Source organism: Synechococcus sp. BS55D (genome assembly GCF_004332415.1).
GTDB lineage: Bacteria > Cyanobacteriota > Cyanobacteriia > PCC-6307 > Cyanobiaceae > Synechococcus_C.
In genome coordinates this window covers 419,364-435,062 of record NZ_PHQT01000003.1, presented here as the reverse complement: position 1 = coordinate 435,062, position 15,699 = coordinate 419,364, and the positions used below count along the sequence as shown (strand labels likewise).

At 61.7% G+C, this 15,699-nt stretch carries 15 protein-coding genes and 1 tRNA gene; 9 read left to right on the top strand and 7 right to left on the bottom strand.

What is annotated here, in order from left to right:
- Positions 1-166 (bottom strand): sigma-70 factor domain-containing protein (locus tag CWE16_RS09285; protein ID WP_330848551.1); only part of this gene is annotated, 166 nt, incomplete at its 3' end.
- 75 nt (positions 167-241) lie between these two features.
- Between CWE16_RS09285 and CWE16_RS09280 the strand changes: the two genes are divergently transcribed.
- From CWE16_RS09280 to CWE16_RS09265, 4 genes are read left to right on the top strand one after another with little or no spacing between them, the layout of a single operon-like run.
- Entirely contained in the window at positions 242-967 is a 726-nt protein-coding gene (locus CWE16_RS09280; protein WP_131454346.1) for a response regulator transcription factor, read from the top strand.
- Positions 968-976: 9 nt separating this feature from the next.
- Entirely contained in the window at positions 977-2,122 is a 1,146-nt protein-coding gene (locus tag CWE16_RS09275; RefSeq protein WP_131594845.1) for a sensor histidine kinase, read from the top strand.
- Complete coding sequence (locus tag CWE16_RS09270; protein WP_131594843.1) at positions 2,119-2,871, top strand: pseudouridine synthase; 753 nt, start codon at positions 2,119-2,121, stop codon at positions 2,869-2,871. The genes CWE16_RS09275 and CWE16_RS09270 overlap by 4 nt, the downstream gene beginning before the upstream one ends.
- On the top strand, positions 2,871-3,755 hold the full coding sequence (locus tag CWE16_RS09265) for a helix-turn-helix domain-containing protein (protein WP_131594841.1): 885 nt from the start codon (positions 2,871-2,873) through the stop codon (positions 3,753-3,755). Before CWE16_RS09270 ends, CWE16_RS09265 begins: the two co-directional genes overlap by 1 nt.
- Here the strand turns inward: CWE16_RS09265 and malQ are convergent.
- Both malQ and CWE16_RS09255 read right to left on the bottom strand, forming a co-directional pair.
- Positions 3,719-5,209 carry a 4-alpha-glucanotransferase gene (malQ, locus tag CWE16_RS09260; protein WP_131594838.1) on the bottom strand — a complete coding sequence of 497 codons (1,491 nt, stop codon included), beginning with the start codon at positions 5,207-5,209 and terminating at the stop codon, positions 3,719-3,721. The two genes, CWE16_RS09265 and malQ, sit on opposite strands and share 37 nt — an antisense overlap.
- 8 nt (positions 5,210-5,217) lie before the next feature.
- Entirely contained in the window at positions 5,218-6,378 is a 1,161-nt protein-coding gene (locus CWE16_RS09255; protein WP_201737987.1) for a Coenzyme F420 hydrogenase/dehydrogenase, beta subunit C-terminal domain, read from the bottom strand.
- A 129-nt stretch (positions 6,379-6,507) separates the two neighbouring features.
- Between CWE16_RS09255 and CWE16_RS09250 the strand changes: the two genes are divergently transcribed.
- The gene (locus tag CWE16_RS09250) at positions 6,508-7,473 is read left to right on the top strand and encodes an LCP family protein (protein WP_131594834.1); all 966 of its coding nucleotides are present in this window, start codon (positions 6,508-6,510) and stop codon (positions 7,471-7,473) included.
- 2 nt (positions 7,474-7,475) lie between these two features.
- On the opposite strand, the gene CWE16_RS09245 is transcribed toward CWE16_RS09250, so the two are convergent.
- On the bottom strand, positions 7,476-7,973 hold the full coding sequence (locus CWE16_RS09245) for a hypothetical protein (RefSeq protein WP_131594832.1): 498 nt from the start codon (positions 7,971-7,973) through the stop codon (positions 7,476-7,478).
- A gap of 95 nt (positions 7,974-8,068) precedes the next feature.
- Between CWE16_RS09245 and CWE16_RS09240 the strand changes: the two genes are divergently transcribed.
- Entirely contained in the window at positions 8,069-9,064 is a 996-nt protein-coding gene (locus CWE16_RS09240; protein ID WP_131454354.1) for a ribose-phosphate pyrophosphokinase, read from the top strand.
- A 166-nt stretch (positions 9,065-9,230) separates the two neighbouring features.
- Positions 9,231-10,325 (top strand): glycoside hydrolase family 10 protein, encoded by a 1,095-nt coding sequence (locus tag CWE16_RS09235; RefSeq protein ID WP_236629668.1) that lies wholly within the window; start codon positions 9,231-9,233, stop codon positions 10,323-10,325.
- 10 nt (positions 10,326-10,335) lie between these two features.
- Here CWE16_RS09235 and pepN read toward each other — a convergent pair whose 3' ends face one another.
- The 3 genes from pepN to CWE16_RS09220 form a co-directional block, all read right to left on the bottom strand.
- Complete coding sequence (gene pepN / locus CWE16_RS09230; RefSeq protein WP_131594828.1) at positions 10,336-12,963, bottom strand: aminopeptidase N; 2,628 nt, start codon at positions 12,961-12,963, stop codon at positions 10,336-10,338.
- Between the two features lie 141 nt (positions 12,964-13,104).
- Positions 13,105-13,569 (bottom strand): cAMP phosphodiesterase, encoded by a 465-nt coding sequence (locus CWE16_RS09225; protein ID WP_131594826.1) that lies wholly within the window; start codon positions 13,567-13,569, stop codon positions 13,105-13,107.
- Between the two features lie 81 nt (positions 13,570-13,650).
- On the bottom strand, positions 13,651-14,223 hold the full coding sequence (locus CWE16_RS09220; RefSeq protein ID WP_131594824.1) for a hypothetical protein: 573 nt from the start codon (positions 14,221-14,223) through the stop codon (positions 13,651-13,653).
- A 106-nt stretch (positions 14,224-14,329) separates the two neighbouring features.
- Here CWE16_RS09220 and CWE16_RS09215 point away from each other — a divergent pair, with 106 nt between their 5' ends.
- Together CWE16_RS09215 and CWE16_RS09210 are read left to right on the top strand one after the other, a co-directional pair.
- Positions 14,330-15,481 carry a histidine kinase gene (locus CWE16_RS09215; protein WP_131594822.1) on the top strand — a complete coding sequence of 384 codons (1,152 nt, stop codon included), beginning with the start codon at positions 14,330-14,332 and terminating at the stop codon, positions 15,479-15,481.
- Positions 15,482-15,523: 42 nt separating this feature from the next.
- Positions 15,524-15,596: transfer RNA gene (locus tag CWE16_RS09210), tRNA-Glu, on the top strand.
- The last annotated feature ends 103 nt before the right edge of the window (positions 15,597-15,699 follow it).

Here is a 15,699-nt window from a genome sequence, read left to right as displayed (position 1 = left end):
CCATCAGCTCCTGCACCTGACGACCCAGCGTGATCTCCTGCTGATGGCTCAACAGCGGCACACGACCGATGTCCCGCAGGTACGAACGCACCAGATCCACGTCGGGGAGCACGGACAGGGGGGCCACAGGTCGATTACGAAACTGAACTGTTTCGTAATTTACCATCGTTGACAGGGTTTTCCTGACCGAATCGGCGAAATTCAGGCCCTTGGGCAGAATGGAGTCAGAACAGAGGTTCCGGTGATCAGCCCACCCGCCAGTGCCGTCAGCACAGCCAGGCTTCTGCTCGTTGAAGACGATGAATCAATCCGTGAAACGGTACGGGAAGCTCTGAAAGCAGAGGGTTTTGAGGTTCTCGCCTGCGGAGATGGCGCCGAAGCTCTCGCCACTCTCACGCAGTCCACAGCCGAACCAGTCGACCTGGTGGTGCTCGACCTGATGCTCCCGGGCCTTGGCGGCTTGGACCTCTGCAGGCAACTGCGCAAGAGCGAAGACAACACTCCGATCCTGGTCATCAGTGCCCGCGATAGCGAGACCGACCGCGTGCTGGGCCTCGAGGTCGGAGCCGATGACTACCTGGTGAAACCCTTCGGCCTGCGGGAACTCGTAGCCCGCTGCCGGGCGCTGCTGCGCCGTTCCCAGCAACCCGTTGGCGATGAGCCGAGTCCACTGGTGTTCAGGCACGACAATCTCTGCCTCTACGCCCAGGAATGCCGGGTCACCCGCGACGACAAGGATCTCAATCTCTCGCCGAAGGAATACAAAATTCTCGAGCTGTTCATCAAGAATCCCAAGCGGGTATGGAGCCGTGACCAGCTTTTGGAGCGAATCTGGGGTATCGATTTCGTCGGAGATACCAAAACCGTTGATGTGCACATTCGCTGGCTGAGGGAAAAGATTGAGGATGAACCGTCCTCGCCTTGCCACATCCGTACCGTGCGGGGCTTCGGCTACCGCTTCGGGTAAAAGAAAGGGATGGCGGAGCAACTCGGGCTGGGGCTTGCCCTGGGTGCAGCGATCGGCACAGGACTCACCTGGACTCGACTGAGGCACAGGTCACGCGCCGCGACCCCTCATGGTGCGGTTCTGCACGGCAAGACCCTCACCACACCACAACTGCTCGCTTGGATTGATGCCGGCACCCAGGGCTGGCTGATCCTCACCCCGGATCTGCACATCGCCTACATCAACGAAAAGGCTGAGCGTCTCCTGCAGATCTCCCACAATTTGCTCGTGCGTGGGCAGCCCCTGGAGGAGGTGCTGTCGATCCCAGAATTGGAGGAAGCGATTGTGCGCGTCCGCCATCAGCAACGGCCGCAACGCAGTGAATGGGAATGGCAGGGGGATCCCTTAGAGGCGATCGTGCTGCCGGGATCGGATGAATGGCTGTTGGTGCTGCTGCAGAGTCGCCGCTCCCTTGAAGCGCAACAACAGCAACAAGAACGCTGGGTGAGCGATGTGGCCCACGAGCTCAAGACGCCCCTGACCGCTCTCATGCTGGTGAGCGACCGTCTCGAAGGCGCTGTTCAGGGCCAGGACAGTGTGCTGGTGGAGCGCCTGCAGAAAGAGCTTCGTCGCCTGCAACTGATGGTGGAAGACCTACTGGAGCTCTCCAGGCTTGAGAACAGCCTGCCTCGAGACAACAGCTCCTACAGCGCGCTCACCCTTGAAAACCTGGTCGATAGTGCCTGGACCAGCATCCGTCCCATTGCCGAAGCCCGGGGCGTTCACCTTGCCATCAATAGTGATGAACCCGGACCGCTTCTCGGAGATCAGCGACGTCTCCATCGGGCGATCCTCAATCTGCTCGACAATGCGCTCCGCTACTCCCCGGACAACAGCCACGTGGAAGTGGAGATCCTTCCGAGTGGTGGCTGGTGGATGCTGTCGATCCGTGACCATGGCCCCGGCCTGAGTGACATGGATTTGAACAACATGTTTCAGCGCTTCTACCGCGGCGATCCCTCGAGGGCTCGCTCGAATCGCAGCGGTAGCGGTCTCGGGCTGGCCATTGTTCAACAAATTGCAGTGAACCATGGGGGGCGGATCCAAGCCCGCAATCACGCAGGAGGCGGCACCAACGTGGAACTGCTGCTCCCCCGCGGTGGACAGGCACTTTGACGGCTGAACGCCTGCAGAAATTGATCGCTGCTGCTGGACTCTGTTCCAGACGGAAGGCGGAGCAACTGCTGCTGGACGCGCGGGTTCAGGTGAACGGTCGAATCGCCACCCTCGGAGACCGCGCCGATCCAGAGCAGGATCAGATCTGTGTGGATGGACGCCCCCTCCGCCGCCGGGATCCTGCTCGGGTGCTGCTACTGAACAAACCACAGGGGGTGATCAGCAGTTGTCACGATCCCCAGGGACGACCGACCGTGCTGGACCTGATCCCTGCCGAACTGCGCCGGGGCCTCCATCCCGTTGGGCGTCTGGATGCCGACAGCCGTGGCGCCCTGCTGCTGACGAACCAGGGAGCCATCACCTTGGAGCTGACCCATCCTCGCTACGCCCATCGCAAGACTTACCGGGTCTGGGTGGAAGGCCACCCGGCGCCCCAGATCCTGCAGCAATGGCGCGATGGCGTGCATCTCGATGGCCTGCCAAGCCAGCCAGCAGAAGTGATCTGCCTACGTCGAGCGGCAGGGCGCTGCCAGCTGGAGGTCATTCTCCGCGAGGGGCGAAATCGGCAGATTCGGCGAACGGCGGATCTGCTCGGGCATCCTGTGCTGGACCTGCAGCGAACAGCGATCGCTGATCTTCCTCTCGGTTCCCTCCCTGAAGGGCATTGGCGTGCCCTGAACAAGAGAGAATGGCGTGACCTGATGCCCGCGATGGGACCGTCCACGACGGAGCCTCCACAGACACGCTGATGCGACTCACGAGCTTCTGGAGGCGGCGCAAGGTTGCCCCACCAGCGACTGCCGATGGCTCTCCCCAGAGCCCGATCGACCCTCTCGAGGCGGCAGGCCGCAGGCTGCGGGAGCGACGAGAGGAGCGCAACCTCAGCCTGAGGGATCTCTCCAGGGAGATCAGGATCACAACCCCAGTGTTAGAGGCTCTCGAGCGTGGATGGCGTGACCGCCTGCCAGAGGCCGCCTACCTGGGCTCGATGCTCCATCGACTGGAACAACATCTCGAGTTGGAGCCAGGAAGCCTCAACGGTGCCCTGCCCCCACCCCAGCGCTCACGGCTGGCACATGGGGATCGAGGCAGTCGACGGTTCACGATCGGAAGCATCGACATCTTCACCACCTGGCAGGGCAGTGTTGTCTATGGCGCCCTGATGGTGGCAAGCATCCTGGGCCTGAACCATCAACAGCGCTATCTGGCGCAGCAGGGCAGCCTGGCGCTGGAACCGATGATTCCCAGCACCGCCTCCATGGCCAGCGACCCTTCCCTGGCTGGGCTAAGACCGGTGGAAGAAGCCCAGCGTCGCTCTCTGAGCAGCCTTGTGCCTAAGGAGCAGGACGCGAACCGCCCGGACCCATCGCCAACAAGCAACCCAACCGGTGTTCTTGAACTTCAGCTCAGCCGACCGAGCAGCATCCGGCTATCGAGCGCGGGTGGAGACCGCAGCGAACTCACCGGCAGTCAGGGACGCCTCACGCTGCAATTGCGCACCCCCGTCACACTGAGCATCCAGCCGGCACCAGCCGAGGCTGATCAGGTGCTCTGGAATGGAGACAAGCTGACCTCAATTGCAGGCCAGGACGGCAGCTATCGCCTCCCCCAGACCTCACCGCGCACTCCATAGCCTCGCAAGGCGCCCTCCAGTTGCTCATCCAGGACAGTGAGACGCCAGGTCCAGTTGCCACCGACGGTTCCGGGGGTGTTGAAGCGGGCGGCATCATCAAGGTGAAGAAGATCCTGAAGCGGAGTCACCACCAGCCAGGCACTCGAGGCGAGCCCTAGCTCGAGGAGCTGCCAGCCAGGCGCTTCAACCGGGCATCCCAACAGCTGCTCAACCCTCTGACGGGCGGGCTCATCGAGGGTCTTCCACCAGCCGATCGTGGTTGGGTTGTCGTGGGTGCCGGTGTAAACCACCCAGCGCTCACCTCGAATGTTGGCAGGCAGGTATGGATTCTCGGGATTGCCATCAAAGGCGAATTGCAGGATCTTCATCCCGGGTAACCGAAACCGATCGCGCAGCGCTTCCACATCGGGAGTGACAACGCCGAGATCCTCTGCCACGAGAGGAAGCTCTCCACCAGCATCTCGACGCAGTTTCCGCAGCAGAGAGGCCCCTGGGGACGGCTTCCAGGCACCATTCATGGCCGTGTCATCGCCGCCCGGCACAGCCCAGTAGGCCGACAGGGCGCGGAAATGATCAAGTCTCAGGAGGTCGGCCAGTTGCCACTGGCGCCGAAAGCGCTGCCGCCACCAGCGGAAACGACTGAGACGGTGGCGCCACCAGCGGAACACCGGTGTTCCCCAGAGCTGGCCGGTGGCGGAAAAATAATCCGGCGGCACACCACTCTGTACGAGGAGCTCCCCTTCACTCGTTAGTGAAAAGAGCTGGCGATGACTCCAGACATCAGCACTGTCGCGGGCCACATAAAAAGGCAAATCACCAAAGATGCGCACATTGAGCTCACGGGCCAGCGATCGGATCCGCTGCCACTGGCGGTCGAGATGCCACTGGAGCAGCCGATGGTGGAGAAGTGAAGCTTCGTTGTCGGCTTTCCAGCGTCGGAAGGTCCGCCCCTGACGGTTGGCCAGAGCTGACGGCCAGGTCCACCAAGGTTGCCCCTGATGCTGACGGCGCAGCTCCATAAAACAGGCATGATCTTCAAGCCAAAAGGCCTGGAGCTGACACCACCGGGCAAAGGCCTGATGGCGCTCAGACGACTGCTCTGACCAAGAGGCACTCAGGGCCTGGCCAATCCGCTCGGCCCGTTGCTCCGCCAGTTGCCAATCGACCCTGTCAGTCCCTGGGGCATCAGGCAATTCGGCCAGGTCCGCGTCTCGGATGAAGCCCTCCTCCGCAAGTTCCTCGGCATCAAGGCAACAGGGATTGAGCGCAAAGCTGGAGGGGGAGCTGTAGGGCGAGCCTGTGCCATCGACTGGCGCAAGGGGCAGCACCTGCCACACCTTGACTCCGTGCTCGGCCAAGGACCTCAGCCAACGGCTGGCAGCGGCACCAAAACCACCACAGACCGGAGAGCTGGGAAGGGCCGTGGGGTGCAGCAGCACACCGAGTTCACGCATGGGAGGGCTCAGGTTGATGGGAGCCGGTAACGCTCCACGATTCGACGGGCAAAAGCAGGCAGGTGCCGCTCCACCATCCCTGGATGATGGCGCCGCAACCAGAGGGCGTTGCGGGTGAAATGGGAATCGATCGAGAAACGGCCATATTCCAGTCCCTTGGGGCCAATGCGCTGCACCACCCAGCCCACCAATTCAGCAAGCCACATCGGGAGACGAACCGCTTTGTCGTAGGCATCGATGCCCTGCTGGACAGCTGCGCGGCGATCGCCCCGGCTGGTCACGGGGGCGATGTCGAGGTCGGCCTCAATCAGCCGCAGCAAATCCGCCCCGCGGTCATTGCGCACCACGAGCCACTGGCGACCGAACTCAGCTCCCATGTAACCCACCACGAGATCGGCACCGGCATTCACATAGTCGAAGCAGCTCAGACAGCTCGGTGCGAACACATCCTTGAGCTTCGGGGTATCGAGACCGAAGAAAGGGACCGTCTCCTGGCGTCCATCCTTGTGACGGAAATGAATCCTGAAGTCCTGCATGAACTCGTAGTGCACAACGGTCTCGGGCGAATCACTCGCACTGTTGAGAAACGTCTGCAAGCCTTCGCGAGAGACGTTGTCAACACAGGGAAGTCCGAGGACATAGAGCTGCTCGAGGGGGAGGGTGTCCTGCACCGCACGCAGCGCTTGGATCTGACAGCCGACACCAATCGCAAGCAGACGACGAATTCCACTACCCGGTAGTTGCTCGAGCACCGAGAGGTTGTTCGACAGGGTTGGTTTGTTCACCCGGGCGGCCAGCACCTCCTCAGGAGAACGGGCAAGCACCGGCACCGGCGTAAAGCGATCGTCCGGGCTCTGCTGCACGCAGAGCACGGCATCCACCAGACCGCTCTTCAAGGCCTTGATGCCGAGGTGGCTCACGATTCCAGTCCACTGGGCTCCCTGAATCGGAGCCTTTAAACGCGCGGTGAGCATCCGCTGCTGGACGCCGAAATAAAGCTCATCCTCTTGATCCAGATCACGGGAACGTCCGTGATGGCGACGCTCCATCCCCTCGAAGTCCTGATGAAGAAACGCACAGGACTGCCTCACATAGGCCACCCAGCGGGAATCACAGAGGCCACAGTCACTGCAGAGGTCTTTTGCCGGGCGAACCGTCCCCCGCGCCATCGGCCTGGCCCGGTCATGGGGAGATGGAGCTGAATACTGCTGTGTCACGGAGAGGCCGGGCCTTCAAGCCTCCAAAGCTAATGAGCGGAAGTTGGGCGAGACTTGTCCGCAGTGGATTCAGCCCAGTTCATGGCTCTTCCCTCTCAGCGTCGCTGGCTGGGGCAGTACCCGGCGCGCACTCTGCTGCGCCTTGGTGCCGCCGTGGTGGGGATTGGTGTCGTGGGAGCCACGCTTGGCCTGGTTTGGCCTGAGGCCGACCGGGTGGCCCCTGATCGGCCCTCAGCCGAAGACCCCACAAGCCTTGCTGCCTTCCCGAGCCGTCCGGTCACCGTGCTCGTGGTGGGCGTGGATAGTGATGGACTGCAGGATCCCGTGAATCGAGCAGCACCCAAAGGACCGGCCAATGCCGACTCCCTGATGCTGGTGCGCGTCCAGGCGGGTGAACCCCTACAAATTCTGCAGATCCCTGTGGAGTTGGCCGTGCACCTGCCAGGCCGCAAGGGAATGGTGCCCCTCAGTGCGAGCTATCGAGATGGAGGGGTTGCCCTGACGGCTGACATCATCCGGGAGCTGGTGGGCCTGCCGGAGGGAGAGCCGGAACGCTTTGTGGTGGTGCCGCGCAAAGCTCTGCGCAGCCTGGTGGATGGACTCGGCCAAGTTGAGGTGAACCTCAGCCAGTCCTTCAGCCACACCGACAAGAGCCAGGACTACCGCGTGAACCTCCAGGCCGGTCGTCAGACCCTGAACGGGGCCCAAGCCGAACAGTTGGTGCGCCTACGCCAGGATCCTCTCGACGAGCAAGCCCGACGGATCCGCCAGCAGTGGCTGGTCATGGGTCTTGCCGAACAGCTGCGCCAGCCCAACGCCATCACCCTGCTCCCAGGCCTACTGGGTGAGATATCCGCCGATGTCAGCAACGATCTCAGCAGCGCGGAATGGCTGAGCCTGACGGCAGCCACCTTGAGCAGCAACCAACCCCCTCGCATCAGCAGCCTCCCCCTTGCCCCTCGTGCCGGAAAGCAGATCCTTCGCCAGCTCGACCCTTCAGCCCCTCGGCCGCTTTGGGAACCCGTGAACGGCCAACCAGCCCCCTGAACTCAGGGGACCAGTCGCTGCAAGCGTTGACGCAACCGCCGAACCAGCACTGCATTCTGGTCGGGATCCGAGCGAACGACCTCACCACACCAGGGAAGGCCATCCCGTCGGCGACGGTCCGGCAACCAGAGGCCTCCGATCTGCACCAGGCCGACCAGGGGAACCCGCAATGCCGTGCAGAGGGCCGCATAGGCGGGCACGCAACCGGGCATCGCGCCGTCCTCGCCGGGAGCAGCCATCAGCAGCGTGGGCATCCTCCAGTCGCCAAGCGCCTCAAGCCAGGAGCGCCGATGCGCGAGGTCCAAACCGGCATCGCCAGCGAGTCGCAACAAGGAGAACTCCGTCCCAGACGGGGCCGACAACACCACATCGGGATCCTCCCCACAGGCGTGGTGGCGAAGGAGCGCTGGCCAATGCTCAGCAAGGGCCTCACAGGCCAGACGCATCCGCTGTTCGGGCAAGTTCCCGGCACCGATGAGAACCAGCTTTGGATCAGCCATGGGGGGACCTTAACGGGACTGGAGATCAAGGAAGGACTTGGCGTTGCCCCCCACGGCACTACGATCGGAAAACAACTGTCCTCGTCCGCGGGCCCGTGACCAGTTTCCTGACTGCAGCCCGTGCCGAACAGGAGAAAATTCAGCAGGACACCCGTAGGCTCCGCTTGTTCAGCGGAACCTCCAACCCTGCTCTATCTAGGGAAATTGCGGCCTACCTGGGCGTCCCCGATGGTCCTCGGGTGGTCAAGCGCTTTGCTGACGGCGAGCTTTACGTGCAGATCCAGGAGTCGATCCGGGGCTGCGATGTTTTCCTGATCCAACCCACCTGTGCTCCGGTCAATGACCACCTGATGGAGCTGCTGATCATGGTGGATGCCTGCCGTCGGGCCTCAGCCCGGCAAGTCACGGCCGTGGTGCCCTACTACGGCTACGCAAGAGCAGACCGGAAAACCGCAGGGCGGGAATCAATCACGGCCAAACTCACCGCCAACCTCCTGGTGAAATCCGGAGTCGACCGCGTGCTGGCGATGGACCTGCACTCAGCCCAGATCCAGGGGTATTTCGATATTCCCTGCGATCACATCTATGGATCGCCCGTGCTGGTGGACTATCTGGCCGCACAGGATCTTGGGGATGTTGTGGTGGTCTCGCCGGATGTGGGCGGGGTGGCCCGTGCCCGCGCCTTCGCCAAACAAATGAACGATGCGCCGCTGGCGATCATCGACAAGCGCCGCACTGGCCACAACATGGCGGAAAGCCTCACGGTGATTGGTGATGTCGCCGGCCGTACGGCGATCCTGATCGACGACATGATCGACACGGGTGGCACGATCTGCGCCGGAGCTCGCCTCCTGCGCCAGCAGGGTGCCGATCGGGTGATCGCCTGTGCCACCCACGCCGTTTTCTCGCCACCGGCCTGCGAGCGTCTATCTGTCGATGGGCTCTTTGAGCAGGTGGTGGTCACCAACAGCATTCCGATCGCGGCTGATCGCACCTTCCCTCAGCTGCAGGTGCTTTCGGTTGCCAACATGCTCGGAGAAGCGATTTGGCGGATTCACGAGGAAAGTTCTGTCAGCTCGATGTTCCGCTGACGTGAGCTGGGGCAAAGCCACGGCGACAAGGATTAGAGCGTTGGGTGGTCTTCCCTTGCTCAGCCTTGTGTTCTGCCTGGCGAGCCCGGCGGGTCAGAGCGCCCCACTCCCCTCGCGAGTGACTGTCCCGAGGACGCCCCCGCCACCAGCCGAGCCCACTCCCTCGATTCAACACGCCAGCAGCCTGAGTGAACGCCTCGCGTCGGTCACCAGCAGCCAACCCCTCGGGGTCTGGCTCACCAACAGCCCAAGCCCACTGTATTACGACAGGAATCGACTGCAACAGGCGGTGAAGGAACTCAAGGCCGCAGGATTCACCACCCTTTATCCGAATGTCTGGAGTCGGGGTACAACCTTTCACCAAAGCCAATTCGCGCCCTTGGAGCCCGCCCTTGCGGCAGCAGGCGTGAACCTCGATCCAATCTGCACATTGAGCAGGGAAGCCCATGCCAGAGACATGAAGGTCATTCCCTGGTTCGAATATGGACTGATGGAACCGGCGGGGTCGGCTGTGGTCAGGGATCAGCCGGATTGGGTGCTGCAGAAGGCCAATGGAAGTCCGATCACCGTGCTGCACGGCAAGGTCATGGTCTGGCTCAATCCCGCCCACCCCCAGGTACGCGAGCGCTTCATCGGGCTCGTGGTGGAGGTCATGAAACGCTGCCGACTGGATGGCCTGCAGTTGGATGACCACTTCGCCTGGCCCGTGGAACTGGGTTACGACCCCTACACATCAGAGCTTTACAGGCAAGACACCGGCTCGCTTCCACCGAAGGATCACACGAATCGCCAATGGATGACCTGGCGCCGCCGACAACTCACAGGTCTCCTTAGGGAGCTTCGTAGTCGCCTGAAAGAGGAAGCGCTGCCCCAACGGATCAGCCTCTCCCCTGGGCCCTTCCGGTTTGCCTACAACCACTGGCTCCAGGACTGGGAGCTCTGGGCCGTTGGAGAGCTCATCGACGACCTGGTTGTGCAGAACTATGCCTATTCCCTGAAGGGATTTGCCAAAGATCTCGACCAACCGGCCCTACGCAAGGCCCGAGAATGGGGCATGCCGGTGCAGATCGGAGTGCTGGCTGGATTCGGCAAACGCACCACTCCGATGCCAGTGCTGCGAGAGAAGGTGCGGCTGTCCCGTGAACGGGGGCACGGCGTGATCTTCTTCTATTGGGAAGGCTTGTGGGGAGCGTACGCAGGGGAGGAGGGGCCGGCGATTCGCCAGGCCGCCTTCGAGTCACTGGGTGCGACACCCCCCTAACGGTTCGGCGTCAGCCCTGCTGCATCAGGGCCACAACCTCGCGGGTATTCGTCGAGAGCTCTGCCGCTGCGAGCTGATCCAGGGCTTGCTTAACCAAGGCCTGACGCTCAGGCGCGTAGCTGCGCCAGCGACTGAACACCTTGGCCATTCGAGACGCCGTGATCGCATTGCGCTGATCCACCTGAATGATCTGAGCTGCCATGAAGCGGTAACCGCTTCCATTGGCCGCATGAAACACGAGCGGATTCCCCGCCAGCCCACCAAGGACGGCGCGAACCGCATTGGGCGCCATCGGATCGAACCGTGGGTGAGCGAGAAGCGCTTCCACCCGCGCCAGACCATCTGTTCGCGGGGTCGCTGCCTCGAGAGCAAACCAACCATCAAGGATGACCGGCCGCTCCTGCCAACGGTCATAAAAACACTGCAGGGCCATCTCCCGTTCGCTGCAGTCAATCGGCAACAGGGCCCGAAGGGCAGCTCGGGCAAGGGTCATGGAAGGTCCATGGACCGCAGCTAGCGCCTGGGCCCATACGGCGCCATCACCCGCTGCCGCCAGCCAGCTCCAGATCACCGCGGTGAGTTGCCGCTCACCCTGCCCCAGGGGCCATGCCTGGGAAAGCTGCGGGGCCAGGGCCTCCAGCCGTTGGTGCAGCAACGGCGCCAGGACCCGGCCGAGGCATTCACGCAAACCACAGGCGGCTTGAAAGAGAGCCGGAGGATCTGCTTCCTTCTGGAGAGCCTCCAGTTCTGCTCCACCGGGGAAAGCAAGCAGGGTCGCCAACACCGCTGGGTCGGACTCCCCCTCAATCGCGAGCAGACCACGCAAGGCCTCGAGCATCCGTTGTTCAAGATCCGAATCCCTGGTCCCGGAAGCCCGGGCCAGCAACAGGGTGCGCCAGAGCTGCTGGCCCGCATCCCAGCGGGCGAAGGGGTCGTCGTCGTGAGCGAACAACAGGAACAACTCATCCACGTCCTGAACGGCCTGCCAATGCACCGGGGCCGAAAACCGACGAAACAGGGAGAGTGCAGGCGGACGCGCTGATGGTGAGAGTCCCTCCAGCACGAGAGTCTCTTCCTCCTGATCGAGCACCAACAGGCGCTCCTCTCCAGGTTCACCGTTGGGCCCGAGAAGAGCCCAGAGAAGAGGAATCACCAGCGGCTGCTTCTCTGGCTGGCCTGGGGTGGGCGGCGTGCTCTGACGGAAGCGCAGGGTCAGCTCCCCGGTCGAAGCATCCCATGCACGGTGAATCTGCACTGTGGGCGTGCCCGCTTGGTGATACCAGCGCTTGAACTGCTCAGGATCGAAGCCCAGTTCGTCACGATCGGCGCTGGCTCCTTCAAGAATGGCGGCCACGAAATCATCCGTGGTGGCCGCCTCGCCGTCATGCCGCTGGAAGTACAGCCGCATGCCAGCCATGAAGCGCTCCTCCCCAAGCAAGGTGCGCAGCATGCGAATCAGCTCAGCGCCCTTCTCGTAAATCGTCGTTGTGTAGAAATTGTCGATGGCTTGGTAGGCGTCCGGCTTGACCGGATGGGCCGTAGGACCGGCATCCTCCCGAAATTGGCTATTGCGAAGCATCGAGGCATCCTCGATGCGCTTCAGGCCAGCGGAATGAAGATCAGCCGTGAAGCACTGATCGCGAAACACGGTGAGCCCCTCCTTGAGAGAGAGCTGAAACCAGTCGCGACAGGTGATCCGGTTGCCCGACCAATTGTGAAAATACTCATGGGCGACGACACTTTCGATCCGCTCCAGTTCGCCGTCAGTTGCGGTTTCGGCATCAGCCAAAACCAGCTTGGAATTGAAGATATTCAGACTCTTGTTCTCCATCGCGCCCATGTTGAAGTGGCGCACGGCAACCGTATTGAACTCATCAAGGTCGTATTCGAGGCCATAGACCTTCTCATCCCATGCCATCGAGCGCTTGAGGGAGTCCATGGCATGGGAGGTGTAGGGCTCATCACCGGGCTCCACATGAAGACGTAGCGCCACCTCGCGACCGGAGCGGGTCACAAAGTGATCCCGCACCTCACGCAGATCACCAGCCACCAGGGCAAACAGATAAGAGGGCTTCAGGTAGGGGTCATCCCAGATCGCCTCATGGCGGCTGGGGTCTCCACTCAGGGGGCCTTGACTCAACGCATTGCCGTTGGACAAAAGCACCGGAAAGCGCTGTCGATCGGCTTCGATGCGCACCCGATAACGACTGAGCACGTCGGGGCGATCGGGATGCAATGTGATCCTCCGGAAGCCCTCCGCTTCGCACTGGGTGGTGAGCATGCCACCACTGGCATACAGCCCCTCCAGGGAGGTATTGGCATGGGGATCGATGCGACAAACCGTCGTGAGCGTGAACGGCTGAAGAGGAGGAGCTGGAATTCGAAGCAGCGAGCCATCGAGAACGAAATCAGCCGCATCCAGAACCTTTCCATCGAGTTGGATCGACAGCAGCTCCAGATCCACACCGCGCAGGATCAGCGGCTGAGAATCCGCCAGGGGTTCCACTTGCAGACTGCTGGTGACTTGCACCAGGCGTTCCTCGATGCAGAAATCCAGGCTGATGCTGGGGATCGAGAAGGGGTATGGCTTGTAGTCAGAAAGGCGAACGACGGAATTCAGGGAAGCGGTGTGAGTCATGCGCAGCTGTCTCTTGACCGATCCTGGCGCGCTCATCGCTCAGGCGGTGCTCACGAAGGGACTGGGCCTGCTGCCAAACGGCCCACCAGATGCATCAGCATGCACTTGGTGGGCCTGGAGCTTGCGCTGTGACGGAACGGCTTACTTGGCGCCCTGCTGTTTCTTGAGGGCTTCTTCCACCTTGGCCTTCACATCGGCAGGCACTTCCTTGGGACAGAACTGAAGAGCACCGGTGATGATCTGGAATTCGGCGCCAGCAAAGAGCTGCTCATTGGTGAGCTTCTTATTGCCGGCTGAAGCCACCTGGCCGCCATGGCGACCGTTGAGAATCTGCACATAGGTGGCAGCAGCGATACCGACGGCCTTGGGGAACTCGACCCCAGCGGCACGGGCATTGCACACGTAAGACGAGCCCATCCCCCGATAGAGAAAGACATCATCGTTCGTGGCGGGCTTGACAGCTAACTGACCAGCGTTCTGAGCCAAGGCGGACGGACCGAGCAGAGCCAGAGGAGAAAGCAGCAGAGGAGCCGCTAATGCAAGCCGAAGACGGCGAGTGGGGAAGCGCAACAGTCCGAATCGGAAGACAGAGCCATGCTGCCCCATTCAGCCGCGGATGGACCAGTAGAGGCATGACCGAATCTGATTGGACTCAGCTGAAAACCTGTTCGAATCAGTGACGAACAATCAGGCGGGGATGGGGGCGGAAGCGTCCTCCATCCGGGTTTCATGGTGATGCTCAACAATCGCCAGCTCCCCTCGCTCCCAGCTGTAGATCGCCCTCGAGCGGTAGCGATCCTGATCAATCAGACGGGTGTGTTCCAGCACATGCCAATCGGCGTAATGGGATTCAAAGACGACCTCGTGCTCATCCACCTGACGGATGCTGGTGCGCACCGGCATGTCCTCAAGGTAGGCACGCTCTCGCTGGAGTTGATGCCCCATCAGGGTCGCCTCCATGACCCCTTCTCGGCGATAGCGCGGCTGCCGCTCGAAGAAGTCAGTCTCCCGTTCCGGCCACCAGGTAAAGCGATAGCGCGGCTGGCCCACCTGGGATTCCGCGAAGATCTCAACGCGGATCATCATGTCGAGATAGAGAACCTCATCCGTGGGGAAGAGGTATTGCCGCTGAGAACGCCAGAGGCCCAGGTTGCGCGCAAACCAGCGGCGCAGGTGACTGTCCAGCGGCAACCGTTGGACGACCGGCGGATCTCCGGGGGGCTCGGAGACTCCCCGTCGCTCAAGTGGCAGCAGCGGCATGAAGAACCGTCCGGTGAGACAACAGTCTGTACAGCTTCGTCATAGCGGTTCTGCCGAAGCGTGCAAAAACCCATAAGGTGGGCATTATCTTTCCGTCGACAGCCCTGTGGATGGGAACAATCCCAATCCGCGACAGCAGCTCAAGCTCCTGCTGGTGGCCGGTCGACACCATCTCTCGAGTGGTGATCTGCGCTCGCTGATCTACTTCCTCGAGCATGAAGACAACGGCTTCGACGTCACGCTGCAGATGTCGGATCCCTCACAGCAGCCCGAATTGCTTGAGCTGCATCGTCTGGTCGTGACTCCTGCGTTGGTGAAGCTCTTACCAGCTCCCAAGCAGGTGTTTGCCGGCAGCAGCATCTTCCAACAGCTGCGGAGTTGGCTTCCCCGCTGGCAACAGGATGAGGTCGTGAGCGGGTTGGGGCTGAGCCTCCAACCCGCGGAGCTGGATGGCAGCCGTACCCAGCGGGAGCTCCAGCTGGAAGACCAGCTGCTTGTACTGCGTCAGGAGAACGAAACTCTGATCGATCGCCTCAGCGCCCAAGAACGACTCCTGCGCATGGTCGCCCATGAGCTGCGGACCCCCCTGACCGCTGCCACGCTGGCCCTGCAGAGCCAGCAACTCGGCCAGATCGACTTGGCGCGGTTCCAGGACGTGCTCAAACGACGACTAGAGGAGATCGCGCTGCTTTCGAAAGACCTGCTGGAAGTGGGCAGCACCCGCTGGGAGGCCTTGTTCAACCCCCAGCGACTCGACCTGACAAGCGTCGCCGCCGAAGCGATCCTTGAGCTCGAGAAGCTCTGGCTTGGCCGAGATGTAGCGATCCACACCGACATCCCCTCCGACCTGCCCAAGGTGTTCGCCGACCAACGCCGGATGCGCCAAGTACTCCTGAACCTGCTTGAAAACGCCCTCAAATACACCCAGGACGGCGGTCGCATCTCACTGACGATGTTGCATCGCACCAGTCAGTGGTTGCAGATCAGCGTCTGCGATAGCGGTCCAGGAATACCCGAAGAGGAACAGCAACGGATTTTCCAGGATCGTGTTCGACTTCCTCAAACATCCGGAGGCACCTCCGGATTCGGCGTTGGCCTTTCAGTCTGTAGGCGCATCGTTGAAGTGCACGGCGGCAAGATCTGGGTGGTCTCCGAACCAGGAGAAGGAGCCTGCTTCTTCTTCACTGTTCCCGTCTGGCAAGGGCAAGATCAGAACGGCTCTGCTGCTGTCTTGACGGAGGGTCAGTCGGACCCCTAGTTTCATCTGGTGATCGGGAGCACATCCAACGATCACGGCCTCGCCCCCATCGTCTAGAGGCCTAGGACACCTCCCTTTCACGGAGGCGACAGGGGTTCGAATCCCCTTGGGGGTACTGCAAGTTTCGGAGTAGTTAATCCTCCGATTGCTGATTTTTGGTTAGAAGACTTTGATTCACACACGGTTCATGTGATTGAATCATTGATTATTTGGCTGCA